Source organism: Neorhizobium sp. T7_12, from assembly GCF_002968535.1.
Taxonomy (GTDB): Bacteria; Pseudomonadota; Alphaproteobacteria; order Rhizobiales; family Rhizobiaceae; genus Neorhizobium; species Neorhizobium tomejilense.
Genome location: NZ_PVBK01000002.1, coordinates 448,786 through 467,750, shown reverse-complemented (window position 1 = coordinate 467,750; position 18,965 = coordinate 448,786). Strand labels below are relative to the sequence as shown.

Genomic DNA, 18,965 nt, shown 5'->3' with positions numbered 1-18,965 from the left:
CGAGACGGAGGAACAACTGCCAAACGCAACGGAATTCATCGCGGACCTCGCCCGATCGGTCGGGTTCCTCAGCCGTGTGCCGGTCCCGGACCGGTTCTTCCGCGGCCATGACGGCACGATCTCGCGGGCCGTGCGGGCCTTTCCCGTCGCAGGGCTGATTGTCGCGGCCCTGCCCGCGCTCGTTCTCCTCCTCCTGCAGTCCGGCGATCCGCTGCTCGTCAGCCTGCTTTCGTTTGCCGCGCTGACGGTTCTGACCGGCGCACTCCACGAGGACGGTCTTGCGGATGCGGCGGATGGTCTCGGCGGCGGGCGCGACAAGGACCACGCGCTTCTGATCATGAAGGACAGCCGCATCGGCGCTTATGGCGTCGTGACGCTGGTGCTGTCTTTTGGCCTGCGCGCGTCGGCGCTTGCGGCACTGTTTCGGCAGGACGCCGTCACGGCGGCGCTCGCCGTGCTTGCCGTTGCCGCCGTCAGCCGCGCGGTGATGGTCGCCCATTGGCGCGCGTTGCCGTCGGCGCGGGAAAGCGGCGTCGCTGCCGGCGCCGGCTTTCCGGAGGATGGCGCCCGCAATATCGCGCTGTTTACCGGCGCCGCCATCGCTCTCGTTCTGCTCGTTCCCGTTCTCGGCCTGCCGAAGGTCCTATTGTCGCTGATCGTTGCGGCACTCGCCGGGTTCGGTTTCACCCGTTTCGTGCGCCGCAAACTCGGCGGCCATACGGGCGATACGATCGGCGCTACTCAACAATTGAGCGAGATCGCCATGCTCGCCACTCTTGCTCTTGCCGCGTGAAACCCCGATATACTGAGGCATGATTTCGCCCTGTACCCTTGTCTGCTCGATCGACCTCAAGACCGGCTATTGCTTCGGCTGCGGACGGACGCGCGACGAGATCGCCGCCTGGATGGACTATACGGATATCGAGCGTCGTGCGCTGATGGAAGCCTTGCCCGCACGGCTCGAAACCGTGGAGCGAAAGCCAAGGCGGGAGACGCGCCGGCAGCTTTTGGCGCAGCGGAAAACCAAGGAACGCGATACGGCATGAACGCGCTGACCGGCATCCTCATCGTCCTCGGCATCGGCCTGGCGTTCCTGATCTTCAACCACGATGCCGGGCAGACCTTCGGCATCGACAACAGCGATTTCGGCCAGATCATCTACCTCCTGCCGATCGCCGGCCTGCTCGCCGCGGGGATTCTCGCCGGCCGGCGCGGCAATGCCGGCGAGGTGCTGCGCAACATCGCCCTCTGGCTGCTGATCATCCTTGCGCTGGTCACCGCCTATCTCTACCGCGCCGACGCCCGCAATATTGCCGCCCGGGTGACCGCGGGCCTGCTGCCCGGAACGGCCGTGATTTCGACGACGAGCGAAGGTTTCAACGAAGTCATCATTCACAAGACCCGGGGCAGCCATTTCCAGACCAATGTCAGCGTCCAGGGCAAGGTCCTGCCGATGCTGGTCGATACCGGCGCCAGCACCGTCGTGCTTTCCTACGACGATGCCCGCGCCATCGGCCTCAATCCGCAGAGCCTCGATTTTTCAGTGAGCGTGATGACCGCCAACGGCCGGGCGATGGCAGCGCCCGTCCGCCTCGACGAGATCTCCATCGGCCCGATCGTGCGCAAAAACGTCCGGGCGATGGTGGCGGAAGACGGACGGCTCGGCGAAAGCCTGCTCGGCATGAGCTTCCTCTCCACCCTCGGCTCCCTGCAGATGCAGACCGACGAGCTCAGGCTGCGGGACTGACGTTAGCCGAAATCCCGGATGCCCCCGCCCTCGCCGCCATTCTTCCGAAAGTGGCTCGGCGGCGTTCCGATGATGCGTTTGAAGGCGCGGCTGAAGGAGGCCTCGGCATCGTAGCCGAGCCGTTCGGCGACCGTCGCGACGCGCTCCCCGTCGCGCAGCCATTGCCGCGCCTGGTGCATGCGCACCCGTGCCACGTAGCGCGCCGGCGTTTCGCCGACCACGCGCAGAAACCGTTCGGCGAAACCCGACCGGGAAGCGCCAATCAGCCGGGCAAGCGAGGCAATGTTCCAGTCACGGTCGGGCTGAAGATGAATGGCGGCCAGCACCCGGCCGACTTCGGGATTGCGCACCGCGGCAATCCAGCCGGTCGTGTCGCCGCAGCCATGTTCGACCCAGGTGCGGATCAGCGTGGCGGTCAGGACGTCGGCGAGCCGTGCGAGAATACCACCGGCGCCGACGCGGTCCATGTCCACCTCGCGCGCCATGGCATCGAGAAGATGCGGGATCGACGGCTCGTTCCTCGCGAGATCGCTGGTCAGCATTGTCTCGGGCATCAGTTGCAGCAGCGGATGCAGCTTGTCGATGTTGAAGCGCATCGAGGCGGTCAGCGCCACGGTGCCGCCGCAGGCATCGGCGCATTGCACGTCGAACACGCCCTGGCAGACTTCCTTGCGCCCGAACCGGTCGAAGGGCAGCGGGGCCAGGCCCGGGAGGCTTGCGATCACATGTGCATCGCCGCGCGGCAGGAGGGCCGCATCGCCAGGCCGCAGTTGCAGCCATTCGCCAGACGGCGTCTGCAGCCATGCGTTGCCAGACGAAATGAAATGGAACCGTGCCGCCTCCTGCGCCGGGAAGGAGGTCGCCCAGGGCTCGGCGAGCCGGCAGCGCCCGTATTCGACGCCGTCGAGCCTTAACCCGCGCAGCATCTCGGTGAGCGGATCGGAGACGCCTAATGGCGTTTCTTTGGACGAACGGTCAAGCATATCGGATTTTCTAGCATGGAAAGTACAGGCTGTCACGCCTAAGTCTGCTCCATCCTCCCGGTACGGTCCGCCGTGCCACCTCCCAAGACAGGACATGACCATGACTGACAGCACTTTCGAGGAGGACGATGTCGTGCGCAACACATCGTCCCCGAACACATCGGCCAAGGCCCGGTGGGACGCGGTCATCGCGCTCACCCTCGGCGTCTTCGGCCTCGTGACGGCAGAGTTCCTGCCGGCGAGCCTGCTCACGCCCATCTCCGCAGATCTCGGCATCAGTCCCGGCGTCGCCGGCCAGACGGTGACGGTGACCGCCGTCGTCGCAGCATTCGCCGGCCCCGCTGTCGTGATCGGCACCCGCAGCTTCAACCGCCGCTGGACGCTGTTCGGGCTGACCGCCCTTCTCATCCTCTCCTGCGCACTGGCCGCCCTTGCCAACGGACTGACCGTACTGCTCGTGTCGCGCGTCCTGCTCGGCGTCGGGCTCGGCGGCTTTTGGGCCATGGCCGGGGCGCTTGCCATGCGGCTCGTGCCGATGAACCACCTGCCGCGCGCCATGGCGATGATCTTCACCGGCGTCTCGGTGGCGACCGTGATGGCCGCACCGCTCGGCGCCTATATCGGCTCCACCCTCGGCTGGCGGGCGGCCTTCGTGCTCGCCGGCGCGGTCGGCGTGCTGGCGTTGCTGGCGCAGGCCGTTACCGTCCCTTCGCTGCCGCCTGCTGGCCATGCCGGGCTCGGCACGCTGGCGGAGGTCCTCAAGCGGCCGAAGATCCGGGTCGGCCTAATCGCGACGCTGCTCATCGTCGCCGGCCATTTCGCGGGCTTCACTTATATCCGCCCCTATCTGGAAGACGTTCCGCGGCTTGACGTCGAGATGGTCTCGCTCGTCCTGCTCGCCTATGGCATCGGCGGCTTCTTCGGCAATATCGCCGGGGGCATGATCACCGAACGCAGTTCCACGCTTGGGGTCGTCTTCGCCTCCAGTCTGATCGCCGTGTCCGCCGTGCTTCTCGTCACGCTCGGGGCCTCGACGGCGGCGGCAGCGGTTGCCATCACGCTCTGGGGTTTTGCCTTCGGCGCCCTGCCGGTCAGCATCCAGAGCTACATCACCCGGGCCGCGCCCGACGAGGCGGAAAGCGCCGGCGCCCTGCTGCTGACGACCTTCCAGATCGCCATATCCAGCGGTGCCGTGCTCGGCGGTCTCCTGATCGACGCCCAGGGACCGCTCGGCGTCATGACCTTCCTCGGCATCGCATCCATCCTCGGTGCATCGGTGATGGTCATGCGCGGAGGACGCCAGGTCCAGCTCAGCCAGGGCTGAGCCCGCTTCAAACCGTTATCGGCTGCGGTCAGTTGCGCAGCCGATAACCCGTCTTGAAGATCCAGCCGAGGATCGACAGGCAGATGACCAGGAACAGGCCGATCATGCCGAGGCTGATCATCGGATTGACGTCGGCGATCTCGTAGAAACTCCAGCGGAAGCCCGAGACGAGATAGAGGACCGGATTGAAATGGCTGACCGTCTGCCAGAAGGGCGGCAGCATGTTGATCGAATAGAAGCTCCCTCCGAGGAAGGTCAGCGGCGGCACCACCAGCATCGGGATAATATTGAGCTGTTCGAAATTCTTCGCCCAGATGCCGATGATGAAGCCGAACATGCTGAAGGTGACCGCCGTCAGCACCAGGAAAAGCACCATCATGAACGGATGTGCGATCCGGATTTCGACGAAGAAGGAGGCGGTGGCGAGGATAATCGCGCCGATGATCAGCCCCTTGGTCGCGGCCGCACCGACATAACCGATGATGATCTCGGTCATCGCCACGGGCGCGGAAAGAATCTCGTAGATCGTGCCGGTGAATTTCGGGAAATAAATGCCGATCGAACCATTGCTGATGCATTGCGTCAAAAGCGTCAGCATGATCAGGCCGGGCGTGATGAACGACCCGTAGGAAACCCCCTCGACCGTCTGGATGCGCGAACCGATCGCGGTGCCGAAGACGATGAAATAGAGCGAGGTGGTGATGACCGGCGAGATGACGCTCTGCAGCAGGGTGCGCTGCAAGCGAGCCATCTCGAAGACATAGATCGACTTGATCGCTTCGAAATTCATGCGTCTTCTCCGACTTTCTGTCCCACCAGCGCCACGAAAATGTCCTCGAGCGAGCTCTGCCGCGTGGAAAGATCGCGGAAATGGATGTCTTGCGCGGCAAGCGTCGACAGCAGCGCGGCGATGGTGCCCTGCCCTTCCTCGCCCTGGTATTCGTGGACCAGCGCCGTCCCGTCTTCGGAAAGCGTCAGGTTGTAGGCGCTCAGGCTTTCAGGCAGCGTCTTCAGAGGCTCCGACAGTTCGAGCCGGAGCTGCTTTCGGCCAAGCTTCTTCATCAGCGCCGCTTTTTCTTCGATCAGCAGCAGCTTGCCGCCGTTGATGACGCCCACCCGGTCGGCGATTTCTTCCGCCTCCTCGATATAGTGGGTGGTGAGGATGATGGTGACGCCGCTCGCGCGCAGCTTCTCGACAAGCTGCCACATCTCCCGGCGCAGGTTGACGTCGACGCCGGCGGTCGGCTCGTCGAGGAAAAGAATTTTCGGCTCATGGGCGAGCGCCTTGGCGATCATCACCCGCCGCTTCATGCCGCCCGAAAGCTCGCGCAGCATGCTGTCCTTCTTGCTCCACAGCGACAGCTCCTTGAGGATGCTTTCGACGAGCGCCGGATTCGGCTTTTTGCCATAAACGCCGCGGGAAAAGTTCACCGTATTCCAGACCGTCTCGAACATGTCTGTCGTCAGCTCCTGCGGCACCAGCCCGATCTGCGAACGCGTCTGGCGGAAGTCCCTGATGACGTCGTGGCCGCCGACCAGCACCTTGCCGGTCGAAGGATTGACGAGACCGCAGATGATCGAGATCAGCGTCGTCTTGCCGGCGCCGTTCGGGCCGAGAAGCGCGAGAATCTCGCCCTCCTCGATCTCCAGGTCGACGCCCTTCAGCGCCTGGAACCCGTTCTCGTAGGTCTTGGTGAGTTTATCTATGGAAACAACGGAGGCCATGCGGGACGGTCTTCTCAAGGAATCGATTTGCGGGATGCGCCGCGAATATAGGCACGCAAACCTTCGAAACCATCCCTTGTGGAAGAATATTGCTGACGGTTTCAGAGGATAATCGACATGAAGAACTGCGCCGAGATGACGATCAGGAAGATGCCGAAGCCTATTTCGAGCTGCCGCTTCGACATCACATGTGCAAGCCGCACACCGATCGGCGCCATGTAGAGCGTGACCGAGATCAGCAGAGCCACAGCCAGCCAGTTGATATAGCCGGTCGAAAACGGCGGCAGGCCGGGCCTCCCCCAGCCGCCCCAGAGATAACCGGCGAGCCCCGGCAGCGAAATCAGCACCCCGACGCCCGAGGAGGTCGCCACTCCCTGATGGATCGAACGGCCGTAGAGGGTCATGAATGTGTTGTTGAGGATGCCGCCGCCGATGCCCATCAGGCCGGACAGGATGCCGATGCCGGTGCCGACCAGGAATTTGACGGGATTGCCCGGCAGATCGTCGCCAAGCTTCCAGCTGGCGCGATTGAAGATCATCCGGAAGGCGAGCACCAGGGCGATGACCGCGAAGATCAGCTGCAATTCCGCGCTGGTCGCCTTGGCGGCGATAACGGTTGCAACCAGCGTGCCGAGGGGCACCGCGACGATCCAGCCCTTGAGGAGATCGGTATCGACCGCGCCGCGCTGCCGGTGCGCCATATAGGAGCGGATCGAGGTGGGCACGATGATCGCCAGCGACGTGCCGAGCGCCAGCTGCATGCGCACGTCCTCGGGAACGCCGAGCAGCCCGAAGACATGAAAGAAGATCGGCACCAGGATCGCACCGCCGCCGATTCCGAACATGCCGGCGAGAATTCCAGCAACCGCGCCGCCGGCCAGAAGTGCCAGGATGAAGGGGAAAAGCGCTGCGATCGTCAAATTCGGTCTCCGGTCCGACATCGGTCGGAAGGACATCGGGTCGGAAGAGGGAGACACATCCACTGCCGCTGTCATTTTCCCGTGACGTTCTTACAGCATTGTCCCCACCAGGCAAGCAACGGTCCCGCCTTTTACGCCGCACGTAACCTCTCGCGCGACCGTCATGACCAGAGCGTTTTAGTCCTTTTCATTTCCGCTTGCCGCATGTGTACTGTTTTCAAGTATAAGTTCTTGCGTAACCGGAAGCACGGCTCCTCCCCGCGAGCCCCACCTCCACCCTCGCCGGCTCCCTGAGCCGGCTTTCTTTTTGGAAGTGTGGATCAAGCCGACCCGGAATGGTGCTCGAGTGAGACCCGGCGCGCCATGGGCTTGGTCAGCGCGCCGGGTCCCGTTGCCGCAGTAGGGGTAAGGCCGCGGGGGGCGGACTGCGGCGTCGTCACTCTTGCGTCGCCGCCGCTTATGGTTCCAGTTTCGTTGCCGGATATGGTTTATGGTCGATTAATGTCCACAGGTTAACCGCTGCCCCTTGTCTCGGGTGTATCGGGCCGGGGCAGTTCAGGCGCGGCGTTTGCCGGGAAGCGCATGCCGCCACGCCGTTTCCAGCGCATCGCGGAGATCCGGCTCTTCGAATTCCGAGAGGACAGCCGTCGTCCATCCCTGACGGCCCCAGGCGTTCTGGACCGGCGAAAAGGCGTTTGGCAGCATCTCGCATTTGATCTGCTGCTCGTCCGGCGTGAACTTGAAATTCGCGGTCAGGCCATCGGCCGCCAGCGTCACGTAGATGCGCCGGACCTTGAACGCCGCCCTGTCGAAATGCGGCGCTTCGGAGGTCCCTTCCAGGGAGAGGGCCAGATTGCGGAGCATGTCGGCATCGGCCATCGTCGAACCTCAGTTGCAGTAGCGCTTGCCGCTCCTGCGGGAGCGCAGGTCGAAGTGGAAATGGTTCCAGTGTTCCGCATTGCTGCCGGGACCCAGCACCGTGTTGAAATATTTGCAGCTGTCGTTGCGCACCGCCTTCAGGAGACCGCCTTCGCGCATCGAGAACAGGCCCTTCTTGCGCACGTCGATCTCATGGCCGTCCTTCAGCACGATCTGGCCGATGTCGATGGCGTTGCCCTTGGCATGCTCGGACATCGGGTTGTTGCGCTGATTGCTGTTGTTCATCCGGCGGCAGGAATAACCGCCCATCGGCACGATCTTCTGGATGCCGGTGAGATAGCGGTAACGGGCGGAAGGGGCGAGCTCGTTCCTGACCCATTTGGCAAAGGCGAGCGTCGTCTGGCAGTTCAGCGTGACCGCCGGCTTGACGTCGATATTGCCGGACAGGCCGGAGAGCTTTACCGGATAAGGCACCCTGCAGCTCGGGCCTGCGTCGATGGGCGGCCGGTCGTCGAATTCGACGCCGAGGCGCTTCAGTTCCGCGCGGCAGCTCACCTCCGACCGCGGCATCACATCGCGCTGCCAGGGCATGTCGCGTTGGCTCATCGGGCCGCTGTCGTTCATCGGATTGTTGGGCCGCAGCATCGCCACCTGCTGGTTGCCGGCAGGCGCCCTGCTTGGCGGAATGACGCGCGACCCATCGCTCCACGTCATCTCGTTGTTCGTCAGGTCGCCCTGCAGGCCGGCGCCCTGGCGTTTCGGCGGCACGAGCACGCGGTCGTCGTTCATGGACTGGGGCATCTGCTGCGAGATCGGCTGGCGGCGTGGCTGCAGAGCACGCGGATTGTCGGTGCCGATGCCGTCGACGACGGGCTGGTCGCCGACACCTTCGGCGATATCGGAATCCTCCTCCTCGGCAAGTCCCGTCACGTCGCTCTCGTCGGGGCCGAAACCGAGTTCGGCGTCGATGTTGACGCCCCCTTCCGGAATGGTCATCGGCCCGGCATTGCGGGTCGTGTTGCGGCCTGCGACTGATGCCTGCTGCTGCATCGCCTCGTCGCTGTCGATCATCGGCAGGCGGCCTTGGCGGGCGCCGGATGGCTGCTGCGCCATGGGTGCGTTCAAGGGCGCATTCGGGGGCGCGGACTGCACCTGGGCCGGTGCCCGGAGGTAATGGCTGCCGTCATTGGCGCTGGAACCCGGATAGGCCGAATTGGGGTAACCGGTGCCGGCGAGGTTTGGCGTGTTCGCGTAGTCGACACCGCTTGCCTGCGAAACTGGGGCCGGGCTCGTCGGATAAGCCTGCTGGGAAACCCGCTCGCCCGGGATGTCGCGCATCGGCTGGATCGCCCCGACCCGGCCATTGTCGATCGGCGCGGGCGGAACGAGATCCCCGGCGGAACAGGCAGCCAGCATTGTCGGGATGATCAACGAGCCGATCACCCGCCGAGAAAGGGGAGCATACGCCATACCAGTTGCCACTCTTCCGGTGCCGAAATGACACACGCATGGAGTTTAGGCAAAGTCGGTAAATGAACCTTTGAGAAATCAAGGCCCTTTCGTGACCTTTCGATGCAATTTGCGATCGTTTCAGGACGCTCGCCTTCCCGTGGCCGCCATTCCGGCGACCCATTTCGCGCCATCGAAATTCCCGGCATTGACCTTGCCCACCAAAGTCGCCCGTACCGGGCGGATGCCGGCGAAATGCAGGATGCCTATTTTCAGCGCCTTCAGGCTGTGGCAGCCGTAGACGACCCTGTAATACCAGGCGGGCATGCCCATGGTGATCACCACCCGCGCCGACTTGCCGCTCAGAAGGCCGCTGTCGAACGGTCCCCGCGACGTATCGTAGGCAAAGCCCGGCCGCGCCACCTGTTCCAGGAACGCCTTGACCAGCGCCGGCATGCAGCCGAGCCAGAGCGGATAGACGAAGACGAGATGATCCGCCCGTCTGATCTTCACCTGCGCGTCGTGGATCGGCGGACTGAGCGTCCCGTGTTGCTGTTCCTTTTGGGAGGTCAGGAAGGGCACGCCGATGCGGGCGAGTTCGATGCGTTCGACCGTATGCCCGCCGGCCTCGGCTCCCCTGGCATAGGCGTCGGCCAGCGCATGACAGAGATGCGGCTCAGAGGCGTCCGGGTGTCCCTGGATGATCACGATCCTCGTCATCATATTCTCCGTTGAAGGTGCCCCAGCGTTAGGGACAACGGAGGCCCGCGTATTTGACCCAGGTCAATGCGGCCGGCATCAAAAGGCCGCCGGGCTTGTCGCGCCGGCGGCCTCTGTTTCTTAGCAGTGATCAGTGCGGATCAGGCGGCGCGGGCGCGCGACACATGACCGGAGGTCGCCCCACGGCCGCCGTCCGCGAGCCTGAAGGCCGAAAGAAGGCCCTGCAGGTGCAGGCTCTGTTCGGCAAGCGTCTGGCTCGCCGCGGTGGTTTCCTCCACCATCGCCGCGTTCTGCTGGGTCATCTGGTCCATATGGTTGACGGAGGAATTGATCTCCTGAAGCCCGGTCGCCTGTTCGCGGGCGGCCGTCGCAATCGTGTCCACATGGGCGTTGACCCGCTCGACCAGGGTGGCGATCTCGACCAGCGCATCACCGGTGGAGCGCACCAGCGCCACGCCGCCTTCCACCTCGCGGGCGGAATTGCTGATCAGCGTCTTGATCTCCTTGGCCGCATTGGCGGAGCGCTGCGCCAGTTCGCGCACTTCCTGCGCCACGACCGCAAAACCGCGTCCCGCCTCGCCTGCCCGCGCCGCCTCGACGCCGGCATTCAGCGCCAGCAGGTTGGTCTGGAAGGCGATTTCGTCGATCACCGAGATGATCTGGTTGATGCGGTTGGAGCTCTCCTCGATCCGGCCCATGGCGTCGATCGCATTGCGGACGATCTCGCCCGAACGGCCGGCGCTGTCCTTGGTCTCGCTGACCATGGTACGGGCCTCGACCGCCCGCTCCGACGCGGTGCGGACGGTTGCGGTGATCTCGTCGAGCGCTGCTGCGGTCTCTTCGAGTGCCGCCGCCTGCTGTTCGGTGCGCTTGGACAGATGGCCCGTCGCTCCGGAAATGTCCGAGGCGCTGTCGCGTACGACAAGGCTCGTCTCGGAAATCGCCGCGATCGCCTGATGCAGCGAACTGACCGCGGCATTGAAGTCGTGGCGGAGTTTCGCATAATCCTCGCCGATATCGGAGAGCGCCACGGAAAGATCGCCCCCGGCCAACGCCTCGAGCGCCCGTCCGAGCTCGCTGATCGCGCGTCCCTGGCGGTCGGCGGCGGCCGTCATCGTGCGCTCGTTGTCGGAGCGTTCGCTGGCGATCATGCGGGCCTGTTCGGCCTCGCGTGCCTGCAACTGGGCGCGTTCGTCGACCGAATCGCGCAGCACGGAGAGTGCCCGGGCCATTTCGCCGATCTCGTTGTTCTGTTCGGTGCAAGGCACGGTGACACGCGCCTCGCCCGATGCGATCGACTGCAGAGCCTGCTTGATCTTGCCGATCGGGCCGGTAACCGTCTTGACCACGAAGGTGGCGCCGGCGATCAGCACCAGCGCGCCGATGCCGAACATCGAGGCGAAGTTGATCGCGTCGCGCCGGAACATGGCGTGCAGGTCGTCCACATAGACGCCGGTGCCGACGATCCAACCCCAGGGGGCGAAACCGGCGACGTGCGAATATTTCTCGACCGGCTGCTCGGCGCCGGGCTTCGGCCAGTAGTAATCGACGAAGCCCTTGCCCTGCGCCTTGACCGTATTGGCGAACTCGACGAACAGGAACTTGCCGTTCGGATCCTTGTCGTTCGACAGGTCCTTGCCGTTCAGCTCAGCCTTGATCGGATGCATGATCATCCGCGGATGCATGTCGTTGATCCAGAAATAGCCGCTGCCTTCGCCGTAACGCATGACCGAGATGACGGCCTTGGCCTCGCTCTGGGCCTGCTCGCGGGTCATGGCACCCGAAGTCTCGAGAGCCTGGTATTTCTTGAGCACTGTCAGCGCCACATCGTTCATCTGGGCAAGGCCCGCCTTCCGTTCCCGTTCCGACGAGGCGTAGCTCTGGAACAGGCTGAAGGTCATGGCGCCGCCAAGAATGACGAGCGACAGGAGCACGAGACTATAAAGGCGCCAGGAAATGGCGAGACGTTGCATGGGACCCCCCTTATGTGCAATTCGCCTTAAATTCTAACGGTCGTTGGTTACCAGGTGGTGAAGCCCTCACAAATCGCGGCGAACGCGCATTAGTTCAGTCTAAATTATTGATCTTGAAGCGCTTTTTATCGGAGTTTCCTTCCTCCTCGCGTCCGGTTAGTCTCGCGGCGGGAGGAGTCGCCCTGCAAACCACTTCGAAAGAGAGATGACGATGACCGAAAAAGCCAAGCCGACCGGCGAACTGACGCTCCGCACCCTGGCAATGCCGGCGGATGCCAACGCGGCCGGCGATATTTTCGGCGGCTGGGTGATGGCACAGATGGACTTGGCGAGCGGCATCCGCGCCGCCGAACGCGCCCGCGGCCGCGTGGTCACCGCGGCGGTCAAGGAAATGGCGTTCGAACTGCCGGTCAAGATCGGCGACACGCTGAACATCTACACGGAGATCACCCGCGTCGGCCGCTCGTCAATCACCCTTATGGTGGAAGCCTGGGCGCAGCGGGCGCGCCACCGGATGATCGAGAAAGTCACCGCAGGGACCTTCATCATGGTGGCTCTCGACGAGGAGGGCCGCCCGGTTCCGGTGCCGGCCGAGGAATAAAGCGAGGAACAGCGATGGACGCCGCCGTAACCGCCGCCGAAACCTTCACGCATATCCGCGTGGTCATGGGCATGGTGGTGAGCCTCAGCCTGGCGCGGCTGCTAAACGGCCTCGCCGGCATCGTCCAGCATCCGCGCGCCGCCCGCATCTACCCCGTCCATCTCGGCTGGGTGGCGTTCCTGTTCCTGTTTCTGGTGCATTTCTGGTGGTGGGAATACCGGCTGCACGCCCTGCCGGTCATCGGTTTTGCAGCCTATCTCTTCCTGATCGCCTTTTGCGCGCTGTTCTTCTTCCTCTGCGCCCTGCTCTTTCCGACCTCGATGCAGGATTACGACAGCTACGAACATTACTTCCTGTCGCGGCGGACCTGGTTCTTCGGTTTCCTGGCGGCAATGCTCGTCACCGACATCATCGATACGGCGCTGAAGGGATGGGATTATTTCCTGTCGCTTGGCTACGAATATCCAGCCCGCACCGCGGTCTATATCGTGCTCGGCATCATCGCCGCGATCACCACCGACCGGCGCTACCACGCGGCATTCGTCATCTTCGCGCTCGCCTACCAGTTCTATTGGATCTTTCGCGTCTACGACATCCTGACATAGCGCAACCCCGCCCGCCTACCCCCTCAGATAGGCCGAGGACGTATCGAAACTCAGGCCGGGAAAGACCTTGGCGGTGAGAGTGTCCGGCTCGATGCCGAACTGCCTGTAGAGCATGGCGGCAGCGACCTCGCGCACGTCGCCGGTCGGCATCAGGTCACGGCGGTCGAGCAGCTTGTCTTCGGAAAGCCCCGGCCATTTGCCCAAAACCTTGCCGCCGGGGATCGCTCCGCCGGCGAGCACCGCAAGCCCGCCGGTTCCGTGGTCGGTGCCCTTGGTGCCGTTTTCGCGTGCCGTGCGGCCGAATTCGGTCATCGCCAGCACGGCGGTCTTCTTCCAGGCGTCTTCGCCGAGCGCTGCCTTCAGCGTGAGGATCGCGGTCGAGAGATCGCCGACGGCTTTCCTGAACTGCCCCTGCTGGCCCACATGGGTGTCCCAACCGTTGATCGAGAAGCTGGCGATCCGGTAGTCCTCGCGCAACATGCCGCCGGCAAGCCGCGCGATGTCGGCAATACCCGCGCCACGCTTGCTGTCGGCGTAAAGAGAGTCCGCCGATATGTCGGTCTTCTTCGCCTCCTCCATGGCTTTCGCAAACGCCGGATCGCCGGCATAGAGGCGGTCTAGAAAGGCGATCTCGTCTTCGGCAAGCGCGAAATTGCTCTGGGACGACCAGGAATCCGCCTCGTTCGGACCGCTGAGGATCAGTTCCATCGAGGTATTGATGTCGATTGCCTTGCGGGCGTTCGAGCGTGGGATGACCGCGAGCGTGCGGTTCAGCCAGCCGGTGCGCTCGCCCTTGCCGTTGCCGCCGGTCTCCAGCATGTCCTGGCCATCGAAATGGCTGCGCTGGTCCCGATAGGGCGTCGAGACCGCGTGCACGAAGGAGAGCTCGCCCGCCTGCCACAACGGCATCAGCGCGGAGGCCGCCGGATTGAGCCCGAAGAAACCGTCGAGATCGATGAGGCCGGTATCCGGCCTCAAGCCCAGCTTCGGCCTCAGCGCCGCATAGGCAGGATCGCCGTATGGCTGGACGAAATCGAGCCCGTCCATGGCGCCGCGCAGGATGATCGTCACGAACCGGTTGTCGCCCGGCATCGCAGCAAAACTCACCGGCGTTATGATGGAGGCCCCCGCCGCGCAGCAGGCGCCGGCCAGAAAACCGCGGCGAGACAAAGGAAAGCCGTGTTGAAAGCTCATTTCCTATCTCCTGTTGAATTCAGGGGACGCCAGCACCATCGTGATGCCGTGAACCTTGTTGGGCGCTTGCGCAATGATCCTGCTGGTCTCCGGATGCGCGGCATCGGCAAGTGCGGCCTGAAGGAAGACGGAAGGTTCCATCTTCTGCCCGAAGATGCGCGCGACCATTCGCGACCATGAAATCCGCTCGCTCAGTTGGCTCGGGGTCAGCCATACGCCGGCTTCGTCCGCAAAACCTGCGGGGCTCGGCGGCTGCCAGATCGGCTGGCCCATGCGCTGCAGGGCGCCGAGCGTCAGGGCATTGGCGCGCCCTGCCTTCTTCTTGGTGTCTTCCCTCGCCGCCATGCCGGTCAGGTCCATGGCTTTCTGGACCGGGCTCTCGTCTTCATCGCCGTCGTCCATGTCGCGCAGCAGATTGCCGAAATTCCTCTCCGGCAGATCGAGCGCGCGGAAACCGGAAACCACGAATTCGAACGGCTGCTTGATCTTCCGGCCGGGATCCGACCAGGCACGCGGATGGGCGAGCATGGCGCGATAAACCTCGGACAGATTGCCGCGGCTCTTCGTCCAGGCGGCGACCATCGCCGCCACCATTTCCGCCGGCGCGTCGTCGGCGACAAAGTGGCGGACGAGCTTGCCGCAGACATGCTGCGCGGTCTTCGGGTTGGCGGCCAGGTCTTCGAGCATCAGCACGTGGTCCTGACCGTCACCTTCGTCGTCCCGATAGGTCCGGCCGAGCAGGTTGACGGGGCCCGCCTCGGCGAACCGCGGCTGATAGACGACCTGCATGGCGCGATTGTCGACGGAAAGTCCCGTCAGGATCAGCGCCGCGGCACGCACGTCCTCCTGGGTATAGCCGCTGCCGGCGCCCAGTGTGTGGAGTTCGAGCAGCTCGCGGCCGAGGTTTTCATTGAGCCCGCGGCCGTTCTTGCGGGCGGCAACGGAGTCAGGCCCGACGCTCTGGTCCTGGTCGAGATAGATCAGCATGGCCGGATGCAGGATGGCGGCGGACAGCAGCCTGCTGAAGGAACCGCCGAGATTGGGACGGATCGCCTGCGCTTCGTAGAGCGGCACGATCATCCGCATCGGCAGCGACTTCATTACGCTGGTCGAGAAATGGTCGACCCAGAAACTCGCAAGGCGCTCATAGAAGCCGAGCGGCGAATGGATCGCCTGGGCAAGCCGCGCCATCGCATCCTGCCGGTAGATGCGCCGCGCCTCGCTCTGGGTCGCCTTGCGGACGTCGTCATTCGGATTGCCGGCCCTGCGGGCTTTCGCCTCGGCGGCGAGGAGCGAAACGACACGGGTTGCCGTGTCGAGCCGGCCGGCGATACCCTCGCGCGGAAAACGGGGCTTTCCGGAAGCCCCTTCCTCGATCTGTCCCAGCAGCGCCTCGACATCACGGGGCGGCTCTTCGCCGGGACGAAGACCATAACCGTACCGGATGGCGGCCAGGGTCGGGGTGGGAAGAGCCATTGAATCACTCCTCGTTGGACCCCCTCAGAGTCCCGAAAAAATGTGGTGGAAACCAACAGGAATTGCGGCCATTTCGTGACATGGACAATTTGTAATTCGTGACAGCGACGGAAGTTCCAGCGCTACGGGAGAAATCGAATCTACGGCACTACCGGGCTATCGGAACAATCCAAGGGCATCCGCCCAATATTGAGGCGCGACGAACGGCCGATTACCTTTTCATTCAGGATAACCCGGTTGGGTTGAAGAAGATCCCTCGAATGCAAGACTTTCTTATCGCCGCCATTGGATACTGCCGGCATAGGAACTCCAGCACAAGCAGATCGATGGAAGCCGAACTCAGAACAGGTCAAATCGACCCGGCCCTCGCACTGGACGTGAAGCGGGCACAGGCTTCGACCATGCTTGAGCGCCTGACCTCGACGCTCGCCACCAATGCCGCGATATCCGCTTCGGCGCTTTTCGTTACCACGATCGACCGTGGCCTGACCTTTTCGGCCGGCCTCTGGTTCACGGCGGTGATCGCAAGCCTGGTCCTGCGCGTCGTCCTGGCCTCGATCCTGACGCGTTGGGAAACCGTGGAACATGCTCCGCAGCAGGCGCTGGATGTGCTGACCTTCGGAGCGCTCGTCAGCGGCCTCGCCTGGGCGGCTCTTCCGCTGACCGTGCCCGATTTCAATGCGCTCGGCGGAGATAGCGGCCTCTATCTGATCATGTGCGGCATGGCGACCGGCGCGGTCCTGATGGGCGTCGGACACAACCCCGTTTCCCTCGCCTTCGCGATACCGCCCAACATCTCGGTGATGGCCTCGCTTGCCGTCAGCGGCGGCGCCGGCGGCTGGCTCCTCACCATCGACGTCGTGGCGCTGACGATGGTGCTGATCCGCAGCAGCCGCACCAGCGAGGCGACCTTCGTCGGCAACGTGCTCGGCAAACTGAAGGCGACGGCGCTTGCCGATTCCCTCTCCAGTGCCAATTCGAACATCCTGCGCGCCAACTACCGGCTGGAAGTGCTGGCCAATTGCGATCCGCTGACCGGGCTTGCCAACCGTGCCGCCTTCAATACCGCCCTCGATACCGGAATTTCCGCCGCCCGCGCCGCGGAGGAGCAACTGGCCCTCCTCATCCTCGATCTCGACCGCTTCAAGACGGTCAACGATACGCTCGGTCACAGCGCCGGCGATGCTCTCCTCGTCGAGGTCAGAGACCGGTTGCGCTCGGCCGTCGACGGCAGGGGCACCATCGCCCGGCTCGGCGGCGACGAGTTCGCGATCATTCTCGGCGGCTCCGATGCGGGGAAACTCGCGCGTGACCTGGCGGCAGGCATCCTCGATCGCAGCCGGCAGCCGGTCATGCTCGAGGGCCAGCCGACCGTGGTCGGCACCTCGATCGGACTTGCGTTTTTCCCGCTGCATGCGGATACCGCCGAAGATCTGTTCATCAGCGCCGACATGGCGCTCTACAGGGCGAAGGACGGCGGCCGGCGCCAGTGGCGGGAATTCGAGCCCGCCTTCCGCTCCCAGGCCGACCGCCAGAACCAGATCGAACACGAACTCGCCGACGCGCTGGATGCCGGCGACGTTGAAGCCTGGTTCCAGCCGCAGGTCGACCTTGCCTCCCAGGAGATCACCGGTTTCGAGGCGCTGGTGCGCTGGCACCATCCCTATCTCGGACCGATCGCGCCGCCGGAAATCGTCGCCGCAGCCCAGGCCGCCAACCTTGCCGACCGGCTGACCGCGACCATCGCCGAAGCCGCCTGCGGCCTGCTGACCCGGCTGCCCGCGCTGGGCCTGCCGCGGGCGACCGTCGCGATCAACGTCTCGCCGCGCGAGTTCGACCTCTATTCGGTCACCGACGTGCTCGACTGCATCACCTCGGCCCATGGCATCGATCCGGCGCTGTTCGAGATCGAGATCACCGAGGAGGCGATCCTCGATACGCTGGTTGCCGGCGAGCAGCTGAAGCGCATCGAGCGATCCGGCTACAAGCTCGCCGTCGACGATTTCGGCGCCGGCCATTCCTCGCTTGCCTATCTGGTGGCGCTCAAGGTCGACCGGCTGAAGCTCGATCGGCGCTTCATCACCAACGTCCATCTCAGCCGCCAGAACCAGGAAATCGTCGGTGCCATGGCCGGGCTCGGCCGGGCATTGTCGATGGAAGTAGTGGTCGAGGGCGTCGAGAGCGAGGAGGAGGCCAAGGCGTTGAAAGCGCTCGGCTGCGAATTCGCCCAGGGCTATTTCTTCGGCCGCCCGATGCCCGCCGAACGCATCCCCGGCTGGATCGAAAGCCGCCGCGCCGTCACCCAGCGCCAGGTGGCGTAGGAAAACTGTCCAAACCTCATAACAAGCCCTTGAGGTTGGCCGGAACCTAACGATAGGTTTGGCTCAATCAGGTATGGACACGGTATGGTCAAAGCCATTTTCTATCACAAGCCCGATAGCGCCTATAAGGATGTAACCGGAGTCCAATATCACTTTCCGAAGATGTACTTATCCAGGGTGCTCCAAACTGTCGGGGACTGGATTGTCTACTACGGCCCGATCCCCAGGATGGGCAGCCGCTATTATTCCGGCCTTTCTCAGGTCGTTGCCGTTGAACCCGATCCGGATACGCCTGACCATCACTATGCGTTCCTCTCTGGCTACATGGATTTCGACAGGCCAATCGGCTACGTCGAGCAGGGCGGCTTCGAGAAAAAACTCGTCATGCCTGACGGCTCGATCAACAGCGGCCGAAGTGTCCAAGCCGTAAGACTTATTGAGGATCGAGAATTCGCAGCCATTGTCGCAACTGGATTGTCTGACCCAGACGAATGGCCGCAACGGACCGACTCGATCGATGGAGCCCACTCACCGGACGCGATGGAAGAGCCGGAACAAGCGCCCTATCTGGCAGGCGCCTATGAGCGCCCAATCATCTCGCAGACCATCAACCGTCCATTCCGGGAGGCGAAGTTCCGCCAACATGTACGCAAAATCTACGACCGAACATGTGCTTTTACCGGCCTACGCCTCATCAACGGCGGTGGGCGCCCCGAAGTTGAAGCAGCTCATATCATTCCGGTAGAACGTGGAGGCAACGATTCCGTGCAGAACGGCATCGCGCTCTCCGGCACCGTCCATTGGATGTTCGACCGTGGTCTGTTGTCGCTTTCGGACGAGTATCGGATACTCTGCTCGCGGCAACTGAACGCGGATGTGTCCCATCTCCTTGTCAGCGACATGATAGCAAGAGTTCCGTCGGAGAAGCGGCTTCGGCCTCATCCGCACTATCTTGAATGGCACCGCGGGAATGTCTTCAAGCAATAGGCTTCAGGGCCGACGAACGCCGGCGGCTTGCCGTCTTGCCCCAAAAATCCGTTTCCCTTTT

18 protein-coding genes are annotated in these 18,965 nt (G+C 63.6%); 8 read left to right on the top strand and 10 right to left on the bottom strand.

Annotation, left to right across the window (positions count from 1 at the left end):
• The first annotated feature begins 16 nt into the window (after nucleotides 1-16).
• The 3 genes from C5J26_RS08250 to C5J26_RS08240 are packed head-to-tail and all read left to right on the top strand — an operon-like array spanning nucleotide 17 to nucleotide 1,747.
• The gene (locus tag C5J26_RS08250) at nucleotides 17-793 is read left to right on the top strand and encodes an adenosylcobinamide-GDP ribazoletransferase (RefSeq protein WP_105401451.1); all 777 of its coding nucleotides are present in this window, start codon (nucleotides 17-19) and stop codon (nucleotides 791-793) included.
• A 19-nt stretch (nucleotides 794-812) separates the two neighbouring features.
• Entirely contained in the window at nucleotides 813-1,046 is a 234-nt protein-coding gene (locus tag C5J26_RS08245; protein ID WP_105401294.1) for a DUF1289 domain-containing protein, read from the top strand.
• Nucleotides 1,043-1,747, top strand: a complete 705-nt coding sequence (locus C5J26_RS08240) for a TIGR02281 family clan AA aspartic protease (RefSeq protein ID WP_105401293.1) — start codon at nucleotides 1,043-1,045, stop codon at nucleotides 1,745-1,747. Before C5J26_RS08245 ends, C5J26_RS08240 begins: the two co-directional genes overlap by 4 nt.
• Nucleotides 1,748-1,749: 2 nt before the next feature.
• On the opposite strand, the gene C5J26_RS08235 is transcribed toward C5J26_RS08240, so the two are convergent.
• The gene (locus C5J26_RS08235) at nucleotides 1,750-2,730 is read right to left on the bottom strand and encodes an AraC family transcriptional regulator (RefSeq protein ID WP_105401292.1); all 981 of its coding nucleotides are present in this window, start codon (nucleotides 2,728-2,730) and stop codon (nucleotides 1,750-1,752) included.
• Nucleotides 2,731-2,830: 100 nt separating this feature from the next.
• Between C5J26_RS08235 and C5J26_RS08230 the strand changes: the two genes are divergently transcribed.
• A complete protein-coding gene (locus C5J26_RS08230) occupies nucleotides 2,831-4,054 on the top strand; it encodes an MFS transporter (protein ID WP_245441119.1) in 1,224 nt (407 codons plus the stop codon).
• Nucleotides 4,055-4,082: 28 nt separating this feature from the next.
• On the opposite strand, the gene C5J26_RS08225 is transcribed toward C5J26_RS08230, so the two are convergent.
• From C5J26_RS08225 to C5J26_RS08195, 7 genes are all read right to left on the bottom strand, one after another.
• Nucleotides 4,083-4,844, bottom strand: a complete 762-nt coding sequence (locus C5J26_RS08225) for an ABC transporter permease (protein ID WP_105401291.1) — start codon at nucleotides 4,842-4,844, stop codon at nucleotides 4,083-4,085.
• Nucleotides 4,841-5,779, bottom strand: a complete 939-nt coding sequence (locus tag C5J26_RS08220; RefSeq protein WP_105401290.1) for an ABC transporter ATP-binding protein — start codon at nucleotides 5,777-5,779, stop codon at nucleotides 4,841-4,843. The genes C5J26_RS08225 and C5J26_RS08220 overlap by 4 nt, the downstream gene beginning before the upstream one ends.
• Nucleotides 5,780-5,880: 101 nt before the next feature.
• Nucleotides 5,881-6,720: a sulfite exporter TauE/SafE family protein gene (locus C5J26_RS08215; protein ID WP_105401449.1), complete on the bottom strand. Its 840-nt coding sequence runs from the start codon at nucleotides 6,718-6,720 to the stop codon at nucleotides 5,881-5,883.
• Nucleotides 6,721-7,254: 534 nt separating this feature from the next.
• Nucleotides 7,255-7,578 (bottom strand): MmcQ/YjbR family DNA-binding protein, encoded by a 324-nt coding sequence (locus C5J26_RS08210; protein WP_105401289.1) that lies wholly within the window; start codon nucleotides 7,576-7,578, stop codon nucleotides 7,255-7,257.
• Nucleotides 7,579-7,587: 9 nt separating this feature from the next.
• Nucleotides 7,588-9,048: an extensin family protein gene (locus C5J26_RS08205; protein WP_105401288.1), complete on the bottom strand. Its 1,461-nt coding sequence runs from the start codon at nucleotides 9,046-9,048 to the stop codon at nucleotides 7,588-7,590.
• A 120-nt stretch (nucleotides 9,049-9,168) separates the two neighbouring features.
• Nucleotides 9,169-9,750 carry an NAD(P)H-dependent oxidoreductase gene (locus C5J26_RS08200; protein WP_172745784.1) on the bottom strand — a complete coding sequence of 194 codons (582 nt, stop codon included), beginning with the start codon at nucleotides 9,748-9,750 and terminating at the stop codon, nucleotides 9,169-9,171.
• 137 nt (nucleotides 9,751-9,887) lie between these two features.
• Nucleotides 9,888-11,720, bottom strand: a complete 1,833-nt coding sequence (locus C5J26_RS08195; RefSeq protein ID WP_105401286.1) for a methyl-accepting chemotaxis protein — start codon at nucleotides 11,718-11,720, stop codon at nucleotides 9,888-9,890.
• Nucleotides 11,721-11,931: 211 nt separating this feature from the next.
• On the opposite strand from C5J26_RS08195, the gene C5J26_RS08190 reads away from it, so the two are divergent.
• Nucleotides 11,932-12,321 (top strand): acyl-CoA thioesterase, encoded by a 390-nt coding sequence (locus C5J26_RS08190; RefSeq protein ID WP_046637759.1) that lies wholly within the window; start codon nucleotides 11,932-11,934, stop codon nucleotides 12,319-12,321.
• A gap of 14 nt (nucleotides 12,322-12,335) precedes the next feature.
• Nucleotides 12,336-12,926 (top strand): hypothetical protein, encoded by a 591-nt coding sequence (locus C5J26_RS08185; RefSeq protein ID WP_105401285.1) that lies wholly within the window; start codon nucleotides 12,336-12,338, stop codon nucleotides 12,924-12,926.
• 15 nt (nucleotides 12,927-12,941) lie between these two features.
• Here C5J26_RS08185 and C5J26_RS08180 read toward each other — a convergent pair whose 3' ends face one another.
• Nucleotides 12,942-14,120: a DUF1501 domain-containing protein gene (locus tag C5J26_RS08180; protein WP_105401284.1), complete on the bottom strand. Its 1,179-nt coding sequence runs from the start codon at nucleotides 14,118-14,120 to the stop codon at nucleotides 12,942-12,944.
• A 3-nt stretch (nucleotides 14,121-14,123) separates the two neighbouring features.
• Nucleotides 14,124-15,596 (bottom strand): DUF1800 family protein, encoded by a 1,473-nt coding sequence (locus tag C5J26_RS08175; protein ID WP_105401283.1) that lies wholly within the window; start codon nucleotides 15,594-15,596, stop codon nucleotides 14,124-14,126.
• A gap of 326 nt (nucleotides 15,597-15,922) precedes the next feature.
• Here C5J26_RS08175 and C5J26_RS08170 point away from each other — a divergent pair, with 326 nt between their 5' ends.
• On the top strand, nucleotides 15,923-17,917 hold the full coding sequence (locus C5J26_RS08170) for a bifunctional diguanylate cyclase/phosphodiesterase (protein WP_172745783.1): 1,995 nt from the start codon (nucleotides 15,923-15,925) through the stop codon (nucleotides 17,915-17,917).
• An 84-nt stretch (nucleotides 17,918-18,001) separates the two neighbouring features.
• Nucleotides 18,002-18,904, top strand: coding sequence for an HNH endonuclease (locus C5J26_RS08165; protein ID WP_105401281.1), 903 nt, complete (start codon nucleotides 18,002-18,004; stop codon nucleotides 18,902-18,904).
• Nucleotides 18,905-18,965: the final 61 nt, after the last annotated feature.

Bases quoted from the DNA above. Each gene is read 5' to 3' on its own strand.
- C5J26_RS08245 (WP_105401294.1), top strand. From the start codon at position 813: ATGATTTCGCCCTGTACCCTTGTCTGCTCGATCGACCTCAAGACCGGC.
- C5J26_RS08240 (WP_105401293.1), top strand. From the start codon at position 1,043: ATGAACGCGCTGACCGGCATCCTCATCGTCCTCGGCATCGGCCTGGCG.
- C5J26_RS08235 (WP_105401292.1), bottom strand. From the start codon at position 2,730: ATGCTTGACCGTTCGTCCAAAGAAACGCCATTAGGCGTCTCCGATCCG.
- C5J26_RS08230 (WP_245441119.1), top strand. From the start codon at position 2,831: ATGACTGACAGCACTTTCGAGGAGGACGATGTCGTGCGCAACACATCG.
- C5J26_RS08225 (WP_105401291.1), bottom strand. From the start codon at position 4,844: ATGAATTTCGAAGCGATCAAGTCGATCTATGTCTTCGAGATGGCTCGC.
- C5J26_RS08220 (WP_105401290.1), bottom strand. From the start codon at position 5,779: ATGGCCTCCGTTGTTTCCATAGATAAACTCACCAAGACCTACGAGAAC.
- C5J26_RS08215 (WP_105401449.1), bottom strand. From the start codon at position 6,720: ATGTCGGACCGGAGACCGAATTTGACGATCGCAGCGCTTTTCCCCTTC.
- C5J26_RS08210 (WP_105401289.1), bottom strand. From the start codon at position 7,578: ATGGCCGATGCCGACATGCTCCGCAATCTGGCCCTCTCCCTGGAAGGG.
- C5J26_RS08205 (WP_105401288.1), bottom strand. From the start codon at position 9,048: ATGGCGTATGCTCCCCTTTCTCGGCGGGTGATCGGCTCGTTGATCATC.
- C5J26_RS08200 (WP_172745784.1), bottom strand. From the start codon at position 9,750: ATGATGACGAGGATCGTGATCATCCAGGGACACCCGGACGCCTCTGAG.
- C5J26_RS08195 (WP_105401286.1), bottom strand. From the start codon at position 11,720: ATGCAACGTCTCGCCATTTCCTGGCGCCTTTATAGTCTCGTGCTCCTG.
- C5J26_RS08190 (WP_046637759.1), top strand. From the start codon at position 11,932: ATGACCGAAAAAGCCAAGCCGACCGGCGAACTGACGCTCCGCACCCTG.
- C5J26_RS08185 (WP_105401285.1), top strand. From the start codon at position 12,336: ATGGACGCCGCCGTAACCGCCGCCGAAACCTTCACGCATATCCGCGTG.
- C5J26_RS08180 (WP_105401284.1), bottom strand. From the start codon at position 14,120: ATGAGCTTTCAACACGGCTTTCCTTTGTCTCGCCGCGGTTTTCTGGCC.
- C5J26_RS08175 (WP_105401283.1), bottom strand. From the start codon at position 15,596: ATGGCTCTTCCCACCCCGACCCTGGCCGCCATCCGGTACGGTTATGGT.
- C5J26_RS08170 (WP_172745783.1), top strand. From the start codon at position 15,923: ATGGAAGCCGAACTCAGAACAGGTCAAATCGACCCGGCCCTCGCACTG.
- C5J26_RS08165 (WP_105401281.1), top strand. From the start codon at position 18,002: ATGGTCAAAGCCATTTTCTATCACAAGCCCGATAGCGCCTATAAGGAT.